The 21,387-nt window shown below is 47.2% G+C and carries 9 protein-coding genes; 2 read left to right on the top strand and 7 right to left on the bottom strand.

Annotated features, from left to right (window positions below; all coding sequences use genetic code 11):
- Positions 1 to 54: 54 nt before the first annotated feature.
- The 4 genes from QT973_RS04285 to QT973_RS04270 all read right to left on the bottom strand — a co-directional run bounded on the left by QT973_RS04285 (position 55) and on the right by QT973_RS04270 (position 11,106).
- Complete coding sequence (locus tag QT973_RS04285) at positions 55 to 3,420, bottom strand: DUF4347 domain-containing protein (protein ID WP_333375161.1); 3,366 nt, start codon at positions 3,418 to 3,420, stop codon at positions 55 to 57.
- An 873-nt stretch (positions 3,421 to 4,293) separates the two neighbouring features.
- The gene (locus QT973_RS04280; protein ID WP_333232055.1) at positions 4,294 to 7,812 is read right to left on the bottom strand and encodes a DUF4347 domain-containing protein; all 3,519 of its coding nucleotides are present in this window, start codon (positions 7,810 to 7,812) and stop codon (positions 4,294 to 4,296) included.
- Positions 7,813 to 8,727: 915 nt separating this feature from the next.
- Complete coding sequence (locus QT973_RS04275; protein WP_333211060.1) at positions 8,728 to 9,132, bottom strand: hypothetical protein; 405 nt, start codon at positions 9,130 to 9,132, stop codon at positions 8,728 to 8,730.
- Positions 9,133 to 9,618: 486 nt separating this feature from the next.
- On the bottom strand, positions 9,619 to 11,106 hold the full coding sequence (locus tag QT973_RS04270; protein WP_333315024.1) for a hypothetical protein: 1,488 nt from the start codon (positions 11,104 to 11,106) through the stop codon (positions 9,619 to 9,621).
- Positions 11,107 to 11,180: 74 nt separating this feature from the next.
- Here QT973_RS04270 and QT973_RS04265 point away from each other — a divergent pair, with 74 nt between their 5' ends.
- Together QT973_RS04265 and QT973_RS04260 are read left to right on the top strand one after the other, a co-directional pair.
- Entirely contained in the window at positions 11,181 to 12,842 is a 1,662-nt protein-coding gene (locus QT973_RS04265) for a glycosyltransferase family 39 protein (protein WP_333052981.1), read from the top strand.
- A gap of 416 nt (positions 12,843 to 13,258) precedes the next feature.
- Positions 13,259 to 13,870 (top strand): Uma2 family endonuclease, encoded by a 612-nt coding sequence (locus QT973_RS04260; protein WP_333232049.1) that lies wholly within the window; start codon positions 13,259 to 13,261, stop codon positions 13,868 to 13,870.
- 182 nt (positions 13,871 to 14,052) lie between these two features.
- Here the strand turns inward: QT973_RS04260 and QT973_RS04255 are convergent, their stop codons facing one another.
- The 3 genes from QT973_RS04255 to iscB form a co-directional block, all read right to left on the bottom strand.
- Entirely contained in the window at positions 14,053 to 14,271 is a 219-nt protein-coding gene (locus QT973_RS04255; RefSeq protein WP_333052985.1) for a hypothetical protein, read from the bottom strand.
- A gap of 41 nt (positions 14,272 to 14,312) precedes the next feature.
- Entirely contained in the window at positions 14,313 to 19,103 is a 4,791-nt protein-coding gene (locus QT973_RS04250; protein ID WP_333390691.1) for a response regulator, read from the bottom strand.
- Between the two features lie 277 nt (positions 19,104 to 19,380).
- Entirely contained in the window at positions 19,381 to 20,658 is a 1,278-nt protein-coding gene (gene iscB, locus QT973_RS04245) for an RNA-guided endonuclease IscB (protein ID WP_333052989.1), read from the bottom strand.
- Positions 20,659 to 21,387: the final 729 nt, after the last annotated feature.

Here is a 21,387-nt window from a genome sequence, read left to right as displayed (position 1 = left end):
TTCCTAATGGGATGGAGTAAGAAATTCACAAAGGATTTAGGATTGCTATAAGAACTACAGAGTAATGAAATCGCTAGCGGTGAGAATACCGGGGGTAATATTGTTAAGCTTCGCCAACAATTGATTGGTGTCCGTCACAGTAATCAAAGTTTGATTGTTGCTGGAAGTAATACTGAGTTGATTAAAACTCAATTCAGAATTCAACCCAATTAAATCCTCTCCCTTGCGGAAATCATTAATGATGTCGCTACCCAAACTTTGATTGAGGAAAAACACATCATTTCCCGAACCTCCCGTCAATGTATCGTCCCCAACATCCCCGGAAAGGAAATCGGCACCGCTGCCACCGCTGAGAATATCATTACCTTTGCCTCCGTACAGGCTATCGTTACCGATGTCGCCACAGATCACATCGTTTTCATTGCCGCCCAACACCAAGTCGTTGCCCTCACCGCCATCGAGACTGTCGTTTTCTTTGCCGCCGTACAGGGTATCGTTACCGATGTCGCCAAAAATCAGGTCTGCACCTTCATTGCCAAAGGCAATATCGTTGTCGTTTCCGGCATTAATTGTGTCATTTCCTAAGTTGCCTAAAATGTAGTCGTCGCCATCTTCACCCAGCAAGATATCGTCATCTTTACCGCCGAAAATGCTGTCGTTGCCAAGGCCGCCGGCAACTGTATCATTGCCTAAATCTCCCCTCAACAAGTCCTCGCCCTCACCACCAACCACAGTGTCATTATCTTTGCCAGCGTAGATGGTATCGTTGCCAGCGCTGCCAGAGATGAAATCGCTGCCTTCATTGCCGAAGATTGAGTCGTTATCTGCGCCGCCGTCAATGTTGTCATTGCCGCCCATGCCGTAGAGAGTATCGTTGCCGACTTGTCCGTTAATTGAATCGTTGATGACACCGCCCATGATGAAATCGGTAGTGTCGCCGCCGTTGATTGTTTGTTGGACGGGGTTGGGGGTGATGGTAGCAGGATCTAGTTGCGGGGCGTTGAGGCTATCGAGTAGGCAATCATCCGAAGCTGGAGTTGGAGTGGGCGTGGGAGTCGGTTCCGGTGTGGGCGTGGGAGTCGGTTCCGGTGTGGGCGTGGGAGTCGGTTCCGGTGTCGGAGTGGGAGTCGGTTCCGGTGTGGGCGTGGGAGTCGGTTCCGGTGTCGGAGTGGGAGTCGGTTCCGGTGTCGGAGTCGGAGTCGGTTCCGGTGTGGGAGTCGGAGTCGGTTCCGGTGTGGGAGTCGGTTCCGGTGTGGGCGTGGGAGTCGGTTCCGGTGTCGGAGTCGGAGTCTCAGTTGGAGTGGGCGTCGGAGTTGGAGTCGGCGTGACTGTAGGGTTCAATTCATAAGCGCCAATATCAACGATCGCACTTCCGTTATTATCACCATCAGCCGGGCGACTCACACCGCGCTGATCTGTCGCTGGCGCGCCCACACCAGTACCAGTATCAATTGCCGGACTTCCTGTTAGCAGTGGTCGCACGAAAGCGCCGTTAATATTTTCCAAAGGGCCCAGTAAGGGGTCGGCGATCGTCACATTTGCCGTAACATTACTATCATTAGGATCTCCCACGGTCAGTTTAGCGGGAAATTGAATATTGTTTCCCCCATCGATTAGCTGCCGTCCAGTGTGCTGCCTCGTTTTAAAAGGATTACTTGCCGTATTCCTATCAAAAATAGAATTCTTGACAGTAATTGGCGATTTCACAGGGTCGTTGAAAGTAGCAATACCTCCCGAAAATTCAGCGGTATTTTGAGCAAAAGTCGAATTGACGATGTTAGTCGAAAAGGAATCTCTGTTAGCGACAAGCATTCCTCCGCCCTGCTTATCCGCGCTGTTGCCGGAAAATGTACTGTTGACAATGCTGATATTTCCATTCTCTCCTGACCACAAACCGCCACCATTATCTTCAGCTTGGTTATTAGCAAAAGTGGAGTTTGTTACCGTAAGTTCGGTATTTCCGTGACGAATTGCACCTCCCGAACCTCCAACTCCTGCTAGATCCTTGACAGCTTTATTGTTAATAAAAGTGCTATTTTCCAAGACCACTTTATCTTGCAAATAACCAAACAAAAAGGCTGCGCCTCCTTCTCTCGCTCCGATATTGCCATCAAAAAGGCTGTTGCGGATAGCAATAGTTCCGGCAACTGGGCCGGGGGTTGCATTCGGTCCCGAAGCATTAGCGCCATCGACGTAAACTGCCCCGCCAACGCCTTTATCTGTGCGGTTCCCTGTGAATTTAGAGTTTTCGATCGTCATGCTGCCCAACAGGTTATTAACCGCACCGCCGTAGCTGCCTTTGTTGTTGGTAAATTCGCTATCTCTGATAGTCAGAACACCGCCGCTTTTAGTGGCGATCGCGCCGCCACCACGTTCGGTATTGTTAGCTAGTGAACCATCATTGTCGCTAAACTTGCTGTTAATGACAGTCGTCGTGCTGCGAAAACCCGTGTAAATGCCGCCACCAAAACCCGCCACATTATTATTGACTTGGCAATTTTCTAAAGTTAAAGTGCTGCTACCTCCTGTTTGAATGCCACCACCGGCGCTAGTTGTCTGATTATTTGGGTCAGTACCAGAAACTCGGCCGTTGGCAATAATCAGGTTTTTTAGAGTAACATTTGTTGCACCTTCTGTGAGAATGACCCGCGAAGCATTGTTGCCACTGATGGTTAAATTGGCTGCACCAACGGCGTCAATTGTCAAGTTTTTGTTGATAACAAGTTGACCATTCGTTAGGGTAATTGTTTGGCCCGCAAGAGTGGAGGCAAATTGAATGGTATCGCCGGCTGCTGCGGAGGCGATCGCATCTCTCAATGAACCCGGCCCGCTATCATTATTGTTGGTAACGGTAATAGTTGCTAAAGTCCCTTGATAATCCGCCATTGCCTCTGGAGTCAAGGCTAGCGGTGCTTCAATGTCACCCTTGGCAAACTCCAAATTCCAGTTACCACCGTGGCCAGTGCGATCGCTAGATGCAGCAATATCAGCCCCGGTTAACTCGCCCAGGCGATCGACAAAATCGCTTCCCGAACCCGCAGCAACATCGCAACCGTAAAGCACAATATCTGCTTTCTCGCTTAGCGCATTTCGCCACCCTTGCAACTGGCTTTCATATTGTGATAAATTATCCGAATTCAGCGTTGCAGAACCTAGCTGCAAGCTACCAGAATTGCCGTGAGAAATAATGTGAACTTGGTCTACAGTTTCCCCCGCAGCCGAAATTGTTTGCAGTTTCGCAGTAATTTGCTCGACTCCGTTACCATTTTTATCTAAAATGATAATCTCTGCACCGGGAAGCACGCCACCGGCAAGAGTTTGATAGTCATCTAAGTCGGAATCAATGAAGACAATAGATTTAGAACCAGCATTGTGGAGAACAGATTGTGAATCCATGTTGGTGGCAAAAGTTGAACTCATTTGGCATACCCATGAGAATGTTTACTATTTGCTGGTAGATTCACCTTGAAAGCAGAAGGCTAGAGATGCAGAAGGCAGTAGGCAGAATTAAAACCTCGGTAATCCATCGGGGATATTAAAATTCAGGGAAAAACTTGAATCTTATCCTTAAGTGAAACCCGATACTTTTCTACCTAATCAGCTTTTGCTGTGTAAAAATTGCGGTTTTTTTTAGCAATTAAATGCAGAGGATGTAATGTAAATAGTCCGGCACTGGAACCTCTATAGGTAGATTTGCTATGCACACCATTAGCCAGATACGTAGTGCATCAAACCATTGGGAAGCATTAGTCAGGTAAAACTCAGAAAATATTTTATGTGGTTCTGAGTTCCTGAGAATTGCTCTAGCTAGTACCTGATACATTCACATTAGATAAAACCAGGAAAATTCCCTAAAATTTTGATTAATTTAACTTTTTTCCTATCTGTAAAAAAGTTCCCACAAATCTAAAAATTATTGGTTGAGAAAGCAGGCTTTATTCGGCCGCTACTTATGGTTAGCCAGCTCAGGATTGCAATAGACGGGTGTGTCTCATTCTAGGTGTGGGCGATCGGCAATAAACAAGATTTATTACCGATCGCACTTGAAAAGAATCAGATCGATCGCTCCTCTTCGTTGGCGTAGCCCCCGTAGGGGCGCAGGGCTGTTTCATTCTCAAGAAAACGATGATTTTGACTCTTGTAGTGCTACCCCTACTCCCCGTGCCTACCCTCCCCATCCACGATTTGCTCATGTTTCAGAGATTGGGGCAGCCACGGGGGGCTGCCCCTACAAGAGAATGAAACAGCCCTGCGTAGGGGCGGGCTGCTGATGGCGCACCCTACCCCAGCCAGTTAGATTGTTACCTGAGTGAAATCGCTAGCGGTGAGAATACCGGGGGTAATATTGTTAAGCTTCGCCAACAATTGATTGGTGTCCGTCACAGTAATCAAAGTTTGATTGTTGCTGGAAGTAATACTGAGTTGATTAAAACTCAAACCAGAACTCAACCCAATTAAATCCTCTCCCTTGCGGAAATCAGTAATGATGTCGCTACCCAAACTTTGATTGAGGAAAAACACATCATTTCCCGAACCACCAGTCAATGTATCGTCCCCAACATCGCCGCTGAGGAAATCCTCCCCAGCACCGCCGCTGAGAATATCATTAGCTTTGCCGCCGTACAGGGTATCGTTACCGATGTCGCCGAACAGCACATCGTTTTCATTGCCGCCCAACAGCAAGTCGTTGCCCTCACCGCCATTGAGACTGTCGTTTTCTTTGCCGCCGTAAAGCGTGTCATTTCCCAATAAGCCAAAAATCAGGTCTGCACCTTCATTGCCAAAGGCAATATCGTTGCCATTTCCAGCATTAAGTGTGTCATTTCCCAAGTTGCCTAAAATGTAGTCGTCTCCATCTTCACCGAGTAAGATATCGTCATCTTTACCGCCGAAAATGCTGTCGTTGCCAAAGCCCCCGGCAACTGTATCATTGCCTAAATCTCCCCTCAACAAGTCGTCGCCCTCACCACCAACCACAGTGTCATTATCTTTGCCAGCGTAGATGGTATCGTTGCCAGCGTCGCCAGAGATGAAATCGCTGCCTCCATTGCCGAAGATTGAGTCGTTATCTGCACCGCCGTCAATGTTGTCATTGCCGCCCATACCGTAAAGAATATCGTTGCCGACTTGTCCGTTAATCGACTCGTTGATGCCACCGCCCATGATGAAATCGGCATCGTTACCGCCGTTGATTGTTTGTTGGACGGGGTTGGGGGTGATGGTGGCAGAGTCGAGTTGCGGGGCGTTGAGGCTATCGAGCAGGGAACCATCCGAGGCCGGAGTTGGTGTCGGTGCGGGAGTTGGTGTCGGCGGCGGAGTCGGCACAGGTGTGGGAGTTGGTGCCGGTTCCGGTGTGGGAGTTGGTGCCGGTTCCGGTGTGGGAGTCGGAGTCGGTTCCGGTGTGGGAGTTGGAGTCGGTTCGGGCGTCGGAGTAGGCGCCGGAGTCGGTGTGGGCGCCGGAGTCGGTGTGGGTGTCGGAGTCTCAGTCGGAGTCGGCGCGGGCGTCGGAGTTGGCGCCGGAGTCGGTGTGGGAGTTGGAGTCGGTTCCGGTGTGGGAGTTGGCGCCGGAGTCGGTGTGGGAGTTGGAGTCGGTTCCGGTGTGGGAGTTGGCGCCGGAGTCGGTGTGGGAGTTGGAGTCGGTTCCGGTGTGGGAGTTGGCGCCGGAGTCGGTGTGGGCACTGGGACGACACTACCTCCCAATTCAAAAGAGCCGCTGTCCACGATCGCACCTGGAATGCTGTCGCCATCTTGAGGGCGAGTCAGGCCTCGCTGATCTGTAGCGGGTGCGTCGGTGGCAATCCCTTTATCAATTGCCGGACTTCCTGTCAGCAGGGGCCTGACTAAAGCGCCGTTGATGTTTTGCAAAGGGCCAAGTAAGGGGTCTGCGATCGTCACACTTGCCGTCGCATTGACATCGCTTCCGTCATTGGGGTTTTTGGCCGGCCACTGAAAATTCCCTCCTCGATCGCTATATTGGGCGGTGACGTGTTGCTGAATGCCCCAAGGGTTTCCTCCGTTAGCCGCTGTATTGTTGGAAAGAATAGTGTTTTTGAGGGTGACATTATTGGCATTGGCGAAGATACCTCCACCAACCCAGCCTGCAGAATTATCGGCGATCGTCGTGTTGAGAATGGTTGTGGGTGCACCAAGAGTCATTGCACCGCCGAGTTTGTTGAAATCACCAGCAGCAAAGGCCGTGGAGTTGCCAGAAAACGTACTGTTAGTAATCGTAGTAGGGACATTTCGCATCCACAGCCCGCCACCTTGATTATTGGCTTTGTTGCCCGCAAAGGTGGTGTTGGCAATGGTCAATCCCTGGTTGGTGCTGTCGCTCAAAATCGTTACCCCACCACCGTTTCCATCATTTCCACCGTTGGGTAGCGCCAGAATTTCGTTATTTTGGAAGGTGCTGTCTGCAATACTTACGCTATCTTGGGTGCCGGTAAACAGATAAGCTGCTCCGCCTTCGCCTCGCCCTTTGTTGTTTTGGAATACGCTTTTGCTGATTTTAATTGTGCCGGAAGGCTCGTCAGTAGAACTGGCGCGGTCTGTGTAAATTGCCCCGCCGAAACCCCTTAAAAAAGAATTGCCGTTGGGATCGTTTGGGGCGAACTGGCCGGAGGTGGTATCGTTGCCGATGAATCGCGAGTTTTCAACTGTTAACTTGCCGTTTAGGCTGTTAATTGCCCCACCATTAATTCCTAAGTTGTTGGTGAAGTCGCTGTTAACAACGGTGAGGTTTTTATTACTTGCAAAAGCAATACCGCCAGCGCCACGTTCATCGTTGGTTGCAGTGGCTTTATTTCCGGTGAATTTACTGTCGGTAACGGTCAGGGTGTTGTTCCAGCCGCTGAAGATTGCACCGCCGCCTTTATCAGCCACGTTGTTGGTAAACTGAACGTTTTCTACGGTCATCGTTACTTCGTCTTGTGTACCGATCGCCCCACCATTATCCACCGTTTTACCGTTGATAATAGCGAGGTTTTTGACTGTAAAATTCGTAGCAGTCGCAACGTTGGCATTGACAAAAAAGGCGCGGGATTCGTTGTTGCCACTGATGGTTAAACCGGGTGCGGCGGCGCCGTCAATGGTGATGTTTTTGCCAACGGGAATATCGAGTTGACCGCTGGTGAGGGTAATGGTTTGGTTGGCTAAACCTGGAGCGAAGGTAATGATATCGCCGGCAACAGCGGTGGCGATCGCAGCCCTTAATGAACCCGGCCCGCTATCGCTATTGTTGGCTACTACGATCGTAGCTAAATCACCTTGGTAACTTGCCATAGCCTCTGGCCCCAAGGCTAAGGGAGATTCAATCTGACCCTTAGCAAATTCTAAATTCCAGTCGCCGTTGCTGCCAGTTATGTTGGTAGAGGCCGCAACGTCAGCTCCGGTTAATTGACTGAATCGATCGACGAAATTAACACCTGTACCGCCTGCTACATCGCAGCCGTACAGCATGATGTCTGCTTCTGGGGCTAGTGAAGTTTGCCACTTTTCCAACTGGCTTTTGTATTGCTCTATGTTATCTGAACCCAGAGCGGTATTGCCTAATTGTAGGCTGCCTGAACTGCCGTGAGAAATAATGTGAACCGAGTCTATCGCCCCCTTAGTAGAGGCGTATTTTTCCATCTCGGATGTGATTTGTTCGATGCCGTTTTTGGTGCGATCGAGTATTACTACCTGCTGTCCGGGCAGCACTCCTGCTGTAATTGACTCGTAATCTTTCACGCCGGCGTCAATGAAGACTAAGGAGCGCACTGGCCGTTCTTCAAAAGCAGATTGTGAGTTAACTTGAGCGAATGTAGAACTCATATTGGAGACTCCATTAAGGGCATTATTAGTAGATACACCCCGGAGTTATCTCATCAGGCTTATTTCATTATATCTTAACACCCAATTGATAGATGATGCCTTTTTAAAAATATTTTTGTTGATTTATTTTGCTCGGCATTTGCATTTTTACTTTTAACCAAAATGGAAATATGAGCCTCTATCTATGGGAATAGATCGCAATATTAATCGGGAATATTGAAATAAATCTAGGTTCTATTATCCAATTTTTTTTTGACCACGAATTTCAAAGGTGGTATCAAGCCCCCGAATTTATCCGTGGAATCAATCCAAAATCGAAAATCGAAAATCCTCAAGAAAGAGCATTTATCTCGCGCAAGTCAATCTAAAATCTAAAATCTAAAATCTAAAATCGATTGACCTTATTTTGCTAATAGTAGGCTGAGTTGAGGGATGCGGAAATAGTGGAGGTAATTCACCCCCGAATAACTCCTCTTATATTTAGTAGTTTTTATTTGAGTGTGAGATTTTACGTAGAGGCACAATGCACTAGAGTTTCCCTAGCTGTATTTCATCCAATGGAAAACTGAATTATGTAGATTTTGAACAATTCTATATGCTTTGACTTTGCTAGGTTTGCGGTACACCTAAATACTGATTCCCAGGACGTTTGGTCGCATTTACTAACAGTCAAAACAATCTAAGATTAAGTGGAACCCATCGCTGGAAATCAATTGGCTTATGGGGTGCTACACACTGTGAGGACTGCCATCCTCACTGCAAACGTGATTCAAATTATTCAGCGGGAGTTGATATGATTGCTGATTTAGTCAGATCGAAATCGTTGATTGCGATCGCCCCTGCGTCCATAATTACAATTGCATTCGGGTTCAGTCGCCCTCGGTACGTTCCATACCCTGCATTAAATTACTCTCCTTAATTAGCAAACAGTCGATCGCGTCCACCGCCGTTGCTGAGTGTATCACTATCTCGATCGGCATAACACGAACCAAGTCCGCTGTTTTGAGTCAGAGAATTATGCGATTTTGGCAATTGACTTTTGTATGGTTCGAGGTAATCTGAACTGAGGATAACAAAGCCTAATTGCAGTTGGTTCGAGGGACAGTCATAAGTCGAGCCAACTTTGTCAATCTCTCTAAGGATAGAGGCAGATTTTTGAAGTTTCCAGGTAAATTTATCGATGCAGTAAGATTCCCCAGCCAATATTCTGGCAACAAAATATCCACCTTCATTGATGCTGGACTCCTTGACTACAAAGCTTTTGGATGGGGGATTTGCGTCTTCCGAGGCGGGAGTCGTTTCCCTTAAAGAAGTCAACATATTCCGTCCTCCAAAAGTGAGTTTAGCGGTAGATACAGCCTTGGAGTCAGAGCTTCTGAAACTGCCAGCGACCTTGTTTATTTCGCCCATTCTTATGTAACCTATCTATCAGTTTGCCCTATTTCTGCTGCACTGCCATCCGCGATCGCACGGAATTTATATTCTGCGTGTTTTCCCTTAGTTCCGGCAAACGCGCCATTACCGATCGATCCGGTATCCTATCCGCGATCCCACTTTCACAAAAGAATCCAACTGTAATATCATCTCCGAGCAATTAACCATAATATCCTGGTCGGGGCGGGTTTTTGAGATTGTCAATTATTGGCAGGTATTGTTCGTGAACCCGCCCCTACAATCGCGGTCCCACGACCGGATATGATATAAGCCCGTGCTTCAAAGCTCGATAGTCTTCAGTCATTCGGCCATCTAAAATCTAAAATTTAAAAGGGTATGACACTTAGTAGATTGGCCTCGCAACAGCACCCCTCAAGATTCTGTGGAAGATGGCGGTTTTTTCCCTGCATTGCGAATATTAATAATCTTGTTGAGCGCCTCAAACCAAAAAGCAGCCCCCATAGAAATAGCTACGCCGCTCAATATCCAACCAAACAATCTTGCAATCAAAGCCGGCCACAATAAATTCCCCTGCTTATCTCGTTCCAAGCTGTTCTGTTCGCTCCATCCAAAAGGCAGAGCTACCTCATCCAAAGCTATATCTACATCCTTTTGAACTTTTCTCAGACTTGGTAAATTATCTAATTTAGTCCTAGCATTTTTTTCCACCAACTGCTCAGCGTACACATTAACAGTCGATCGCAACATCGAATCCTTCGACAACCGATTAATAATATGAATGGTATCAGCATTAGCAGCAACCGCGATCGCAGTTCCGAGCAAAATCGCCACCCCTCTAGCATTCCGCTTGTAAACACCAGAAGCACGCTCCATCGATTGGTCAAACCAAATTTCAATTTCTTTCTGAAACCGCTGCAACTGCTCTTGAGTATTTCCGCCACTTTTTTCAGCGCGCTGCGCTAAAATATAAAGGCTGCGTTTCAAAGATTCTGGCATACTGTCCAAGGTTTCTTGAATTTGTTGATAAATCGGACTCTCCTCTTTTAGCTCCATAATTTCTGCTACCGACTCTTGACTTTTTTTAACACTATTTAACAGATTGCTGAAACTAGGTTGCAGTTGCCCCAGCAGCGCCACCCGCTCAATTCTGCTGTCAAAACGAGCCTTGACAAATGCCATCTGCCTCTGAAAGTCTCTCCCTCCCTGCTCGGTTTCTGGTAGATAAACCTGAGAATCCTTAATATAAAATCCTAGCTTTTCCGACATTCGATCTAAGCTGTTGTTCAAACTTGCTAAATTGTTTTGATAATCTTCAACAACTCGATTGAACTCCGCAGTCAGCCACCTAAATTCTTGCTCAATAATCGGTTTAGTAGCATCCGGCAAACTCAGATTTTCTCCAATCTGTTGAATTTGTGCCAACTGTAAATCTTTAAATCTTTCCAATCTGGTTTTAGAGATAGAGCTGAGCAAACTAGAAACCTTTAAAGTCTCCAAAAGGCTAGCCGAAAAACACTCGGCTGGAATATAAGAAGGCCCACTGGATTTATTGCCGAAAACATTTTTAGTACCCGTAATTCCGTGGTACAAATCCCCCAGGCGGTGCGTAACAGAGCGGAATCCCTCTGATAACAGCCCTTTCGCTCCCTGATTCAAATCTTTGATAATCGGATTGGCGTAAATCGCATGGGCTAACTGTCCGACTCGCTTAAATTGCAGGGGATCTTTCGCACCTTCGCTGCCGCCAGAAATCAGCACTTCGATCGACTTCTTTAAATGTTCCGCCCGCCACTGCCAAACAGTAGCAATCAGTTCCTGAATTTCCGAAGCTAGCAAGCTTAAAGTCAGGTAGATAAATACTAAGCCAATGATAATATCTATAATTACAGGCAAGTTCATGGTATTTTCCTAGTCGCAAATAACTGCTGTCTAAGTTTACCCTCAGTTTGGGACGCTCAAAACTCTCTTAACTTATGTCAGAAATCTTTCCATTCCTTGGCCGCAAACCGAAAAATCGCTGGAATGACAGCTTTACAGACAAAGTGTGGATGCTGGCTTTTCTGTTGGCTGCAGTGCTGATTTTCGGGCTGAATCTGGGCGGCGTGGCTTTGCGGGATTGGGATGAAGGCATTGCAGCGCAGGTAAGTCGCGAAATTTGGCGCGGCAACTTAAATTGGCTGTATCCGACGATCGACTCTATGCCTTATTTCAACAAACCGCCGCTGGTACACTGGCTAATCGGGCTCTGTTTTGCCGTCGGCGGTGTCAGCGAATTGACGGCGAGGTTGGTACCGGCGATGCTGACGGCGGCTTCAGTGCCCTTGCTTTACGCCATTGGCAGGGAGTTGTTTCCTAGACGCTCGATCGCCATTTTTTCTGCCCTCGTGTATCTGACGCTGTTACCGGTGGTGCGGCATGGACGTTTGGCGATGTTGGATGGAGCAGTTTTGTGTTTTTTGCTGGGGGCGATGTGGTGTTTGCTACGATCGCGCCGCGACTTGCGCTACGCTTTGGGCGCGGGGATTGGGTTCGGACTCATTTGCCTGACTAAGGGCGTCATGTTGGGGCTGCTGCTGGGTGCTGTTGGCTGTATTTTTTTGGTTTGGGATACCCCGCGACTCCTCACTTCTGGGTATCTTTGGGGCGGATTGGCGATCGGAACATTGCCAGTAGCTGCTTGGTATTTTGCCCAATGGCTGCACTACGGCCAATATTTCATCCACACTAATTTAATTAACGAATCTTTCCGGCGCATTTCGGAACCTGTAAGCAGTCACAGAGGCCCGCCTTGGTATTATCTTTTAGAAATTTTAAAATTAGCTTGGCCGTGGCAGTTATTTTGGCTACAAGGGCTGCGCCTGAGTTGGGAAAATCGCAATTTTGCCGGGCCAAAATTAGTATTGGTTTGGACAGGAGTATATCTGCTGGCTATTTCTGTGATGACTACTAAATTGCCGTGGTATGTTTTGCCAATTTATCCAGCTTTTGCTCTTGCTGTTGGCAGTTATCTCGCTGAAGTTTGGGAGCAACTGTGGCTGCCGCCAGAACCCGTCAAAGAGGAAGCAGAAGAACGTTTTGATGCTATTTCTTTGCTGCCTCATCCCGCGATTTTGGCAGTGCTGGCTATAGTTGCTGTCGTCGGTTGCGTGTACTTCAGTGGCTGGGTATGGATCGGGGGACAAATTGCGCCTCCAGAGCGAGATTTGCAGTTAATGCTGATGTTTGTAGCTTTGACAATGACAATGGCGGCCGTGTTGCTGCACCGCAAAGACCGACAGTTTATATTAGTTTTAATTTGGGGAACTTACCTGACGCTGTTGGTATTGGTGGCTTCAGATAACTGGGTTTGGGAATTGGCGGAGGATTATCCGGTTAAGCCGATCGCCGAAATTGTCCGCACAGGAACTCCGGCGGGTCAACAAGTGTTTACTTCTCACCGCTTGGGCCGTCCATCGCTGAATTTTTACAGTCAACGCCAAGTTATTGTTGCCGACGCACCTACGCTCAAACAGAAATGGCAAACTCTTCCTCAACCTTATTTTCTGTTAGAAAAACCTGTTTTAAAACATTTAGGTTTGCAGAATGCTGAGGTTGTCAAAACAGCGGACGATTGGGTTGTGGTAACTCGAAAGTAAGCGTGTTTCCCCAAATTACCGTAGGGGCGGGTTCACCAACCATAATCGCCTCAGACCAAAAATCTCGAAAACCCGCCCCCACTTGGGCGGCAAATCCAAATCTACATTAGACCTCTTGCAAAAATAATTAGGACGGGCTCTGGGGCCCATCCCACAAGAGTTATTTTTTCTTGTGGGATGAGCCCCAGAGCCCGTCCCATCAATTGATGAAAAGCATTTTTGCAAGAGGTCTATTTTTGGGATGCAATCGCATATCAGATCAATCTAGGCGATCGGCTGTGTGCGGACGAGTTTACCAACAATTCATACCACAAACCAACAATCTCAAAAACCCCTACACAAACTCAACCTTAAAAAGCTTACCCAAAAATGTTACACTAAACAAAAGCCTCAGTTAAATGCTCTCTAATAGAACTATGCAACTTACTGAACAACGATACTACTCGATCGAGGAATATCTAGCACTAGAAGAAGCTGCGGACTACAAAAGCGAATACATTGACGGTGAAATATTTCCTATGGCCGGTGGCTCTACAAATCACAATCAAATAGCGCTCAACTTCAGTACCGAACTAAATTTTGCATTCAAAAAACTAGACTATCGAGTTTTCATGAGCGATGTCCGCTTGTGGATACCCAAGAAGCGCATCTATACTTATCCCGATGTGATGGTAGTATGTGGGAAGCCGGAGTATTATAATAACCGCACCGATACGATTACCAATTCCAGAGTAATTATTGAGGTTTTGTCAGCTTCAACTAAAGGATACGATCGCAGCAAAAAGTTTGAGGGATACCGCACAATTCCCACTCTTGAAGAATACTTATTGCTCGACCAAAATCGGAGATATATCGAACATTTTTCTAAGACGGATGATAAGCGATGGTCGTTTGCTGAGTACAATGAATTGGATGAGACGATCGCGCTTGCTTCACTATCCTTTGAAATTGCTGTGGCAGATATCTATAATAAAGTGAATTTTGAAGAAGTAGATCCAGAAATTGCACCTGAAATTGGAGAAGTTTAATCAGGCTCAAAGCCCGCCAGGGTGCATTTCATTTTTGCAAATATATTCGTAGGGGCGAAGCATTCCGGCAGTAAATCTATGGTAATCGCTAATAAATTATCTGCCGGAATGGTTCGCTTTTACAAAATTGAGATGCACCCCCGCCGAAAAGCCTGGTTTATTGGGTTTTGATGCGTCCGTGATTATTTAACACGATTATTTCCGGGGCAGTGGTGGGAATTAGGGAACCACTTACACTTAATGATTCCACCGGATATTTCTTCTAATTTAGCAGGGGTGTGACCTGCACCGAATATATCAAGGTTGAGATTGAGGGCTACTTTCGCGGCGTAAGCAATGTACAAAGCACCAGGTACTAATACTGAAAAAAATACTGTCTTAGCAACTAGATTGTTATCCATGATATCTGTTTCGCTTCAAAGAGTTAGTTATCACTTGTTAATTATTCTGTGATTGTATCGCTGTAGAGTCTTTCTATTTTCAACGCCGTTTCGACTCTTTGATACTCCGCTTCAACCTCTTCTAAAAGCGCGCAGGCCGGATCGGGTAAAGACTGGTTAGCATTTGTTCCCATGCGGCCCATGATTTCGAGTTCCTCGCACAGCTCAAACAAGCGAAAAGCACCGAGAGTACCGCTAATCGACTTTAAAGAGTGAGCCGATCGCCGCAAAGCCAGCGGATCGGCGTTGCACAGAGCCATAGAGATGCCTCGCAGCAGTTCGGGAGCTGTTTCGAGGTAAATCTCGATCGCCTCGTCTAAAGCTTCCACTTCTCGCAATCCCTCTATAATCTTGGCACTCAGGGACTCGTGCCCCTCTGACAAAGCCCGATCGAGATTTGATGCACCCCACTCGACGACTGCCGGCGAATTGGGAATTGTCTGTTGTGGATTTCCCGCAACAGCCACATTCGATCGCACTTGTAATTCACTCGTTCCTTCGATCTGTTCCGCCGGGGCATCCAAGCAAACGATCGGCTGCAGACGATCGAATGCGGAGTTCGATCGAGATTTACACGCCATCAAAGCTCGCACCAACTGATCGATGGCGATCGGCTTGCTCAAATAGTCGTCCATCCCCGCAGCCATACACTCTTCGCGATCGCCCTGCATCGCATTTGCCGTCATCGCCACAATCCAAGGCCTTGTCGATTTTCGATTTTCGATTTTCGATTTTCGATTGTTAGATTCATCAGTCGATTTTCTATTTTCTATTTGCGATTTTCGATTGTTAGATTCATCAGTCGATTTTCTATTTTCTATTTGCGATTCTCGATTGTTAGATTCCTTAGTCGATTTTCTATTTTCTATTTGCGATTCTCGATTGTTAGATTCCTTAGTCGATTTTTGATTTTCTATTTGCGATTCTCGATTGTTAGATTCATCAGTCGATTTTCTATTTTCTATTTGCGATTCTCGATTGTTAGATTCATCAGTCGATTTTTGATTTTCGATTTGCGATTCTCGATTGTTAGATTCCTCGTCAGTCAATGGGGGATTTTCGATTTTCGATTTTCGATTATTAGATTGCTCATCAGTTGCGGAAAGTTCTGATTCTCCCGTGAGATTTTCTAAAGTTAAATCTGCTGAAAATTGCTCGCGGATGCGGCGGGTAGTTTCCAGTCCGTCCATTTCCGGCATTTGCACATCCATCAGCACCACATCATAAGGCTGGCGGCGCAAAGCTTCGAGCACTTCGATACCGTTTCCCGCCACATCCGCGCGATACCCCATCCGCTGTAAAATTTGCAAAGCCACCTTCTGATTCACCAAATGATCGTCAGCCAACAGAATCCGCAGCGGTAAGTTCTCGGCCAGCACGGGTATGGTTTGCAAGAAAGGCCCGCTAGTGCGCTGCCCTTTAAATTCCGGTGTCTGTTCTCCAAAAATATTGATTAAAACATTGTAAAGCTGAGATTGTTTGATGGGTTTATTTAAAAAAGCAGCAAAATCCATCTCCATAGAAGGGGAATTAATTTCTTGCCTGCCGATCGAAGTTAGCATCACTAACGGCAACTTTTCGCAATCAGGATACCGGCGAATTTGCGCCGCTAAAGCCAACCCGTCCATTTCCGGCATTTGCATATCCAAAACTGCCAAGTCAAACATTTCTTTAGCAGCCAGCCAATCTAAAGCCAAACGAGCCGAAGCTGAAGCCCTAGCCACCATTCCCCAAGACTGAGCTTGGAGAGTCAAAATTCTGCGGTTGGTAGCATTGTCATCGACAATTAAGACTCGCTTCCCAGCTAATTCAGGTTGAGAATTGCTCAAGTTAAGTGGTAAGGAATTCTTGCAGCCAGAAACGATCGTACTAAAATAAAAAGTAGAGCCAACAGATTTCGTATTTTGGGCGATCGGCTGGTTGCTGAGTACAGATTTGCCATAGCCATATTTTTCGGCAATTTCGCAAGATTCTGCCCATCCCAAATCAAAAACTGCCGACGATCTAAAATGAGCCGGAGGATTGCCCGCGACACTACCCATACTTTCCACCCACATCCTGCCGCCCATCATTTCGGCCAAACGCTTGCTAATTGCCAAACCCAATCCGGTACCGCCGTACTGCCGGCTCGTTGAAGAATCCACCTGGCTGAAAGATTTAAATAGCCGATCCATGCGATCGCTCGGAATGCCGATACCGGTATCTTTGACCGCAAAATGTATTTCGTATGCTGGGTTAATTGCTACCGGTTCGCCAGCAATTAATGGCGGTTCTTTAGCGTTAGCCGCCGGCACTGAAATCTTTTTGGCAGTCACCGAAACCACCACTTCTCCAGCGTCGGTAAATTTAACCGCATTACTGAGCAAGTTGATTAAAATTTGCCTCAAGCGGGTGCTATCGCCGATCGCCGTTGCGGGTACTGTACGATCGATCAAGTAACCCACTTCCAGTTTTTTTTCTGCCGCCTTAGCAGCTACCAAGTCTAGAGATTCCTCAATGCAAGTGCGGAGGTCAAACGGATGTTCCTCCAAGTCCAATTTGCCCGACTCAATTTTCGAGAAATCTAGAATATCGTTGATCAGCGTCAGCAAGGCATCGCCGCTGCTGCGGATAGTTTCTACAAAATCGCGCTGTTCGCGAGTTAAGGGGGTATCCAGCAGCAAACCAGTCATGCCGATGACTCCATTCATCGGAGTGCGAATTTCGTGGCTCATGGTGGCTAAAAATTCGCTTTTGGCTCTAGTAGCCGCCAGTGCTTGATCGCGAGCTTTTGCCAAATCTACGTCGGTTTGCTGGCGTTCGAGTTCGCTTCCCACCCACTGAGCCATCAGTTTCATCAACTCTCTGTCTACAGCTCGAAACGGTTCTGTCACAGGAGTCGGAGAAAAGAAGCACAGAGTGCCGTAAACTTTGCCTCCCACCGTGACGGGAATGCCCATGTAAGCTTCAATGGGGAAGGCTCGATCGTGCGTGTTAAAGGAAAAACCCGAAAATCTCACCGACTCAAAGTAGATCGGTTCTTTTGCCATTGACGTAGCGACGCAGAAAGTTTTTTCCAGATCGTAGATTTGGTCTTTGACGATCGACCCGTCGGGACACTCAACAGCCATTATTTGATAGTTGTCGCCTTGAATGCAGGACAAAATTCCCACAGACAGGCCTAAATGCCGACATCCCATTGCCAGCAGTTCTTGGAGGCGCAAATCAAAGGTAGAGAGGTGGTTGAGCGGGTCTGTACGGGGAGCCGAAGTCACTTGGTACAAAGCTTTGATTGCAGCTTCGCTTTCTCGAAGTTCTTGTTCAGTTTGCTTCCGCACGCTGATGTCGCGGGAAATGCCGATAATTTCTTGGACTTCGCCTGTTTGGGGATCGCTGATCGTGCGGCCGGTGGTTTCAAACCAAATGTATTTGCCGTCTTTGCGGCGGATGCGGTAGCTGACGGTGTAAGTAACTGGGAGGGCCAGGACTTTCCAGTGGGCTTTGGCAATGGTTTCTAAATCGTCGGGGTGAAAATAATCCTTGGGGACGCGGCCGATGAGTTCCGAAGGTTCGTATCCCAGCAAAGCCCTGCTGGCGGGCGAGACGTAAACAAACACGCCTTTGGGGTCGTGTCTGGTGATCATGTCGGTTGAGTTTTCGGCCATCAACCGATAGCGGTCTTCGCTTTCATTACGTTCGACTTGAGAATTGCCCAATGCTTCTAGCATTCGGTTGATGGCGTCGGCCAAGCTTGCGAGTTCATCTTCTCCGGCAATATCAACGCGCAAGCTTGGGTCGCCGTTGGCTGCGATGTTGCTGACGCTGGTGCTCAAGGAAGCCAATCTCGCCAAAACTAATTTTTCTAGCAACAGCAGGGTGATGGCGCTAAATATTAAACCTACTGCCAGTATTGATAAGGTAAACAGCTCCAAGGTAGCCTGACCTTGGCCGTAGATGATGCGATCTGTCTCTACTCGCAGCAGCAGCGCTAGGTTGCCGTGGATGTCGCGAATCAGGGCGTATCCTGCGACTAAGGTGTCGCTGAGTGGCTCGACTAAAATTTCTGCTGATTTGAGGTTGGAAATTTTGAGTTTGACATTTTCCAACTCCTGCCTCGATCGAGCCATCGCCTTGGCGCTGTGCCCGGAGTAGTTCGCGGCTCCCACTTTAAAATCTAAACTCGGCAATCTAAAATCCACTGACAGGTGAGTCAGTTCTGAAAGCAAACCGATTTCGCTGCTGTCTAGGTAGCGTCCCAAGATCAGCGTCCCCCGCGACGGGCCTTGGGAGTTGCTGTTCAAGATGGGCTTGGCGGCAATCAGCAGTCTGGCTTCTGGCAGGGTGAGGACGCCTGTTTTGGCGACGGGGCGATCGCCCTCGACTGTCGATGAGTCTATTAGTGCCTCGGTCAAGTGCTGTTTGAAGCTTTCGGGAATCGGGATTTCGGTTTGGGATTTAAGGTCGAAACCTTTGCTGAAGATTGTCTTACCGTTGGAGTCAAGCAGCACCAATAAGTTTAGTCTCAAGTAAATAAATGTCGAATCGACGAAATTTGACTTGACAAAATTTTCGTTCCGTGTTTCGACGAAAGAGTAAGTATCGTCCCAATCGGCGTAATCTTGGGCGCTGGTGTCTAAATTCGACAAGTCATCATCTAATGCGTCCAAAGCCCGTGCGACATCCTGGCGGACGTACTGTGCCTCCAGGTTGTGAAAATCATGCAGCAAAATAGTTGATGCAGTGGCATAGAGAACCAGAATCAGGCTGATCAGCGCTGCACCGATGATTAATAGTGTTTTTTTTCGGAGTTGCATGGCGTCGCCCTCCTCACGGTGCTAATAGGCAACTAGCCAGGAGAGGTTTGAGACGTAGGTTGTTTAACATTGGCGATCGCAGGGCCTGCGTGTTTGGACTTTTCTGGGCTGACGAAAGCAAAGCCCTTGGTATTCCCAAGGTATCCGGTATGTTGCCCCCCACAGCCAGTGTAGTATTTTCAGAGCTTTAGTTCCATATTATTCACCAAAAAACGAGCGAGAAGCCCCTGGCTTTAGACATGGGGAGGAAAGCGGCTGCGACTTCAGTCGCCTCTCTTCAAAATCCATACGAATAACCATCTTTTTTGTGAATGGGTTTGCAATATTTATGGCTAATCCCTGCCACTCTTCCCATCGTGGTGGCGATATCAAACGAGCCGGATGCACGGCACAGAGCTCGTCCCACATAGGAGCCGACTTTCTTTCCTGCGGTGACTGTCGCGCTGATAATATCACCAGTTTGAAAACCGAAATGGATTTGCTTTCTTGATTTATGGCGAATTGGAAAGCCAAACTTATCCGTGCCACACATCTGTCTGCTGCCATGTCCCGTCGCCTTGATTAGCAGTGGTTGAGAAGTCAGCACCTTTAATTCTTCGACTTTGCCGACACTTGCAGCATCTAACCAGTGACATTTAGGTAGTTGCAAACGAGTTCGATTGAACTTCGTTTGACCGCCAGAACCCGTAGTTACCGGAAGTTCAGTTTTGTTGAGCTGATTGAACAACGCCCAACGTGTCGAGTTGACGGCAGCAGCATCTTTTAAGGGTCGTTTTCTTTGTGCTTGAATTCTTTTAAGAACATCAGGTTTTTTGGCCAGGAATTGCTCAATTTTTTGAGTATCTTTCTTTTTATTGCAAGAATCGCAAGCCAGACATAGATTTGAGATACGATTCGTGCCGCCTTTAGCTTTAGGGTGAATATGTTCGACTTGTAAAGGTATATTTTCACTACCACAATAAGCGCATTTTCTGTCCCACGCATCAAGAATATATTCGCGAACCTCGTAGCCCAAAAGTGTGCCTTGCTGATATTCAATACCTGAGATTTCAGGGTTTTCAAGTTGTTGTAAATCAAATCGCACAAGTTCTTGAGCTATTGACCCGATAGGCGCAAGTTTGATGAGTTTGTTCACCCAAGTGAGTGTAGTCAAAACTCGGTGTTCAAGACTGGGTGCCAACCAACCTCTAGGACCTGTGCGATTCAAGAACCTTGGTTGACGATAACGAGTATGTCGATTTCGTCGTCCCCTCCGCAGTTGACGGCGTGAGAGCAGAGCATCTTTGATTGCCTGACCTCTGTGAGTCAATTCTGCTGCCCAAATGACTTGTGCGCCGTTCAATATGGCAAAACCAGTTACCCTAGAACCAGGATCGATTTTAATCTTTAAATGGGGTCTGATTAAATCGGGTCGGGACTCTTCAAGAATCAAAGTGAACGGAAACTTACGGTAAATAGCCGCTTGTTTCTGCTTCAGAAGCCTCCTTGCAAAACCGGGATGAATTGGTGTTAGCGGTCTTTTTTGGGCATCAATTACAAAAACAAAATTAGACATAAAGTCCTCCATTGCTGGGTAAAGTTCGCTCCCTTGAATGTTTATTGAGCTTGTTATGCCAAAAGCACTGGTTTAACCCCGTTAAGCCTGTTTAACTTTTGGCGATAGATCGGAAAACTAGCGTCGCATTCTCCGGTATCGTGACTCAAAAAACGTAGGTCTAATCCTGTCTCTGGTAAGGTTCGGGCTTTCTTCTTGAACCGCTGGCGATCGAGCCGGACTTCCTGAAAGCCCCTAGCTTTAGCTATGGGGTTCCTTACAACCTATGACCTACAAGTCAAAACCTGACGATCGGCATCTTCAAAATTAACCGCCGATCGAACTCAAAACAGTTCGCGTTTGTTTGATACTAACGCAGCCAGGGCGGCGGGCGGTTGGGAGAACAGGCGTGCTGGGTGGAGAACCCTCTCTATTATTGTACCTAAAAAATATTGAGGAGAGAGGGAACTGGCCCGCGAAGTTTGCTTTGCCAAAAGGTTTTCACTCCAATAAATGTTTTGATTTTTGTCATTCTTCAGTAATCCTTGCAACAGTTGTAGAATCTGCCTCAAAGCAAATCCAGCCTGCAAGCCTGAACCCCGTTCAAAAATTGTGATAGCAGAGGCAATGAAGATCCGGCTACTTTTTATTTATTACATCTGCAAATAAAATATACGACAATCAATAAAATCGGCTTTTCACTTTTCTATTTTAAATTCATCAAAACTGCTAATTAAAATGTATAGATTC

This window comes from Microcoleus sp. Z1_A1 (genome assembly GCF_036700305.1).
Classification (GTDB): domain Bacteria; phylum Cyanobacteriota; class Cyanobacteriia; order Cyanobacteriales; family Microcoleaceae; genus Microcoleus.
The sequence above is the reverse complement of the archived record's forward strand: the minus strand, read 5'-3'. Positions and strand labels throughout refer to the sequence as shown.

What these genes read in the sequence shown, in the direction of transcription:
- QT973_RS04265 (WP_333052981.1), top strand. Translation starts at nt 11,181, where the DNA reads ATGTCAGAAATCTTTCCATTCCTTGGCCGCAAACCGAAAAATCGCTGG.
- QT973_RS04270 (WP_333315024.1), bottom strand. Translation starts at nt 11,106, where the DNA reads ATGAACTTGCCTGTAATTATAGATATTATCATTGGCTTAGTATTTATC.
- QT973_RS04275 (WP_333211060.1), bottom strand. Translation starts at nt 9,132, where the DNA reads ATGTTGACTTCTTTAAGGGAAACGACTCCCGCCTCGGAAGACGCAAAT.
- QT973_RS04285 (WP_333375161.1), bottom strand. Translation starts at nt 3,420, where the DNA reads ATGAGTTCAACTTTTGCCACCAACATGGATTCACAATCTGTTCTCCAC.
- QT973_RS04280 (WP_333232055.1), bottom strand. Translation starts at nt 7,812, where the DNA reads ATGAGTTCTACATTCGCTCAAGTTAACTCACAATCTGCTTTTGAAGAA.
- QT973_RS04255 (WP_333052985.1), bottom strand. Translation starts at nt 14,271, where the DNA reads ATGGATAACAATCTAGTTGCTAAGACAGTATTTTTTTCAGTATTAGTA.
- iscB (WP_333052989.1), bottom strand. Translation starts at nt 20,658, where the DNA reads ATGTCTAATTTTGTTTTTGTAATTGATGCCCAAAAAAGACCGCTAACA.
- QT973_RS04250 (WP_333390691.1), bottom strand. Translation starts at nt 19,103, where the DNA reads ATGCAACTCCGAAAAAAAACACTATTAATCATCGGTGCAGCGCTGATC.
- QT973_RS04260 (WP_333232049.1), top strand. Translation starts at nt 13,259, where the DNA reads ATGCAACTTACTGAACAACGATACTACTCGATCGAGGAATATCTAGCA.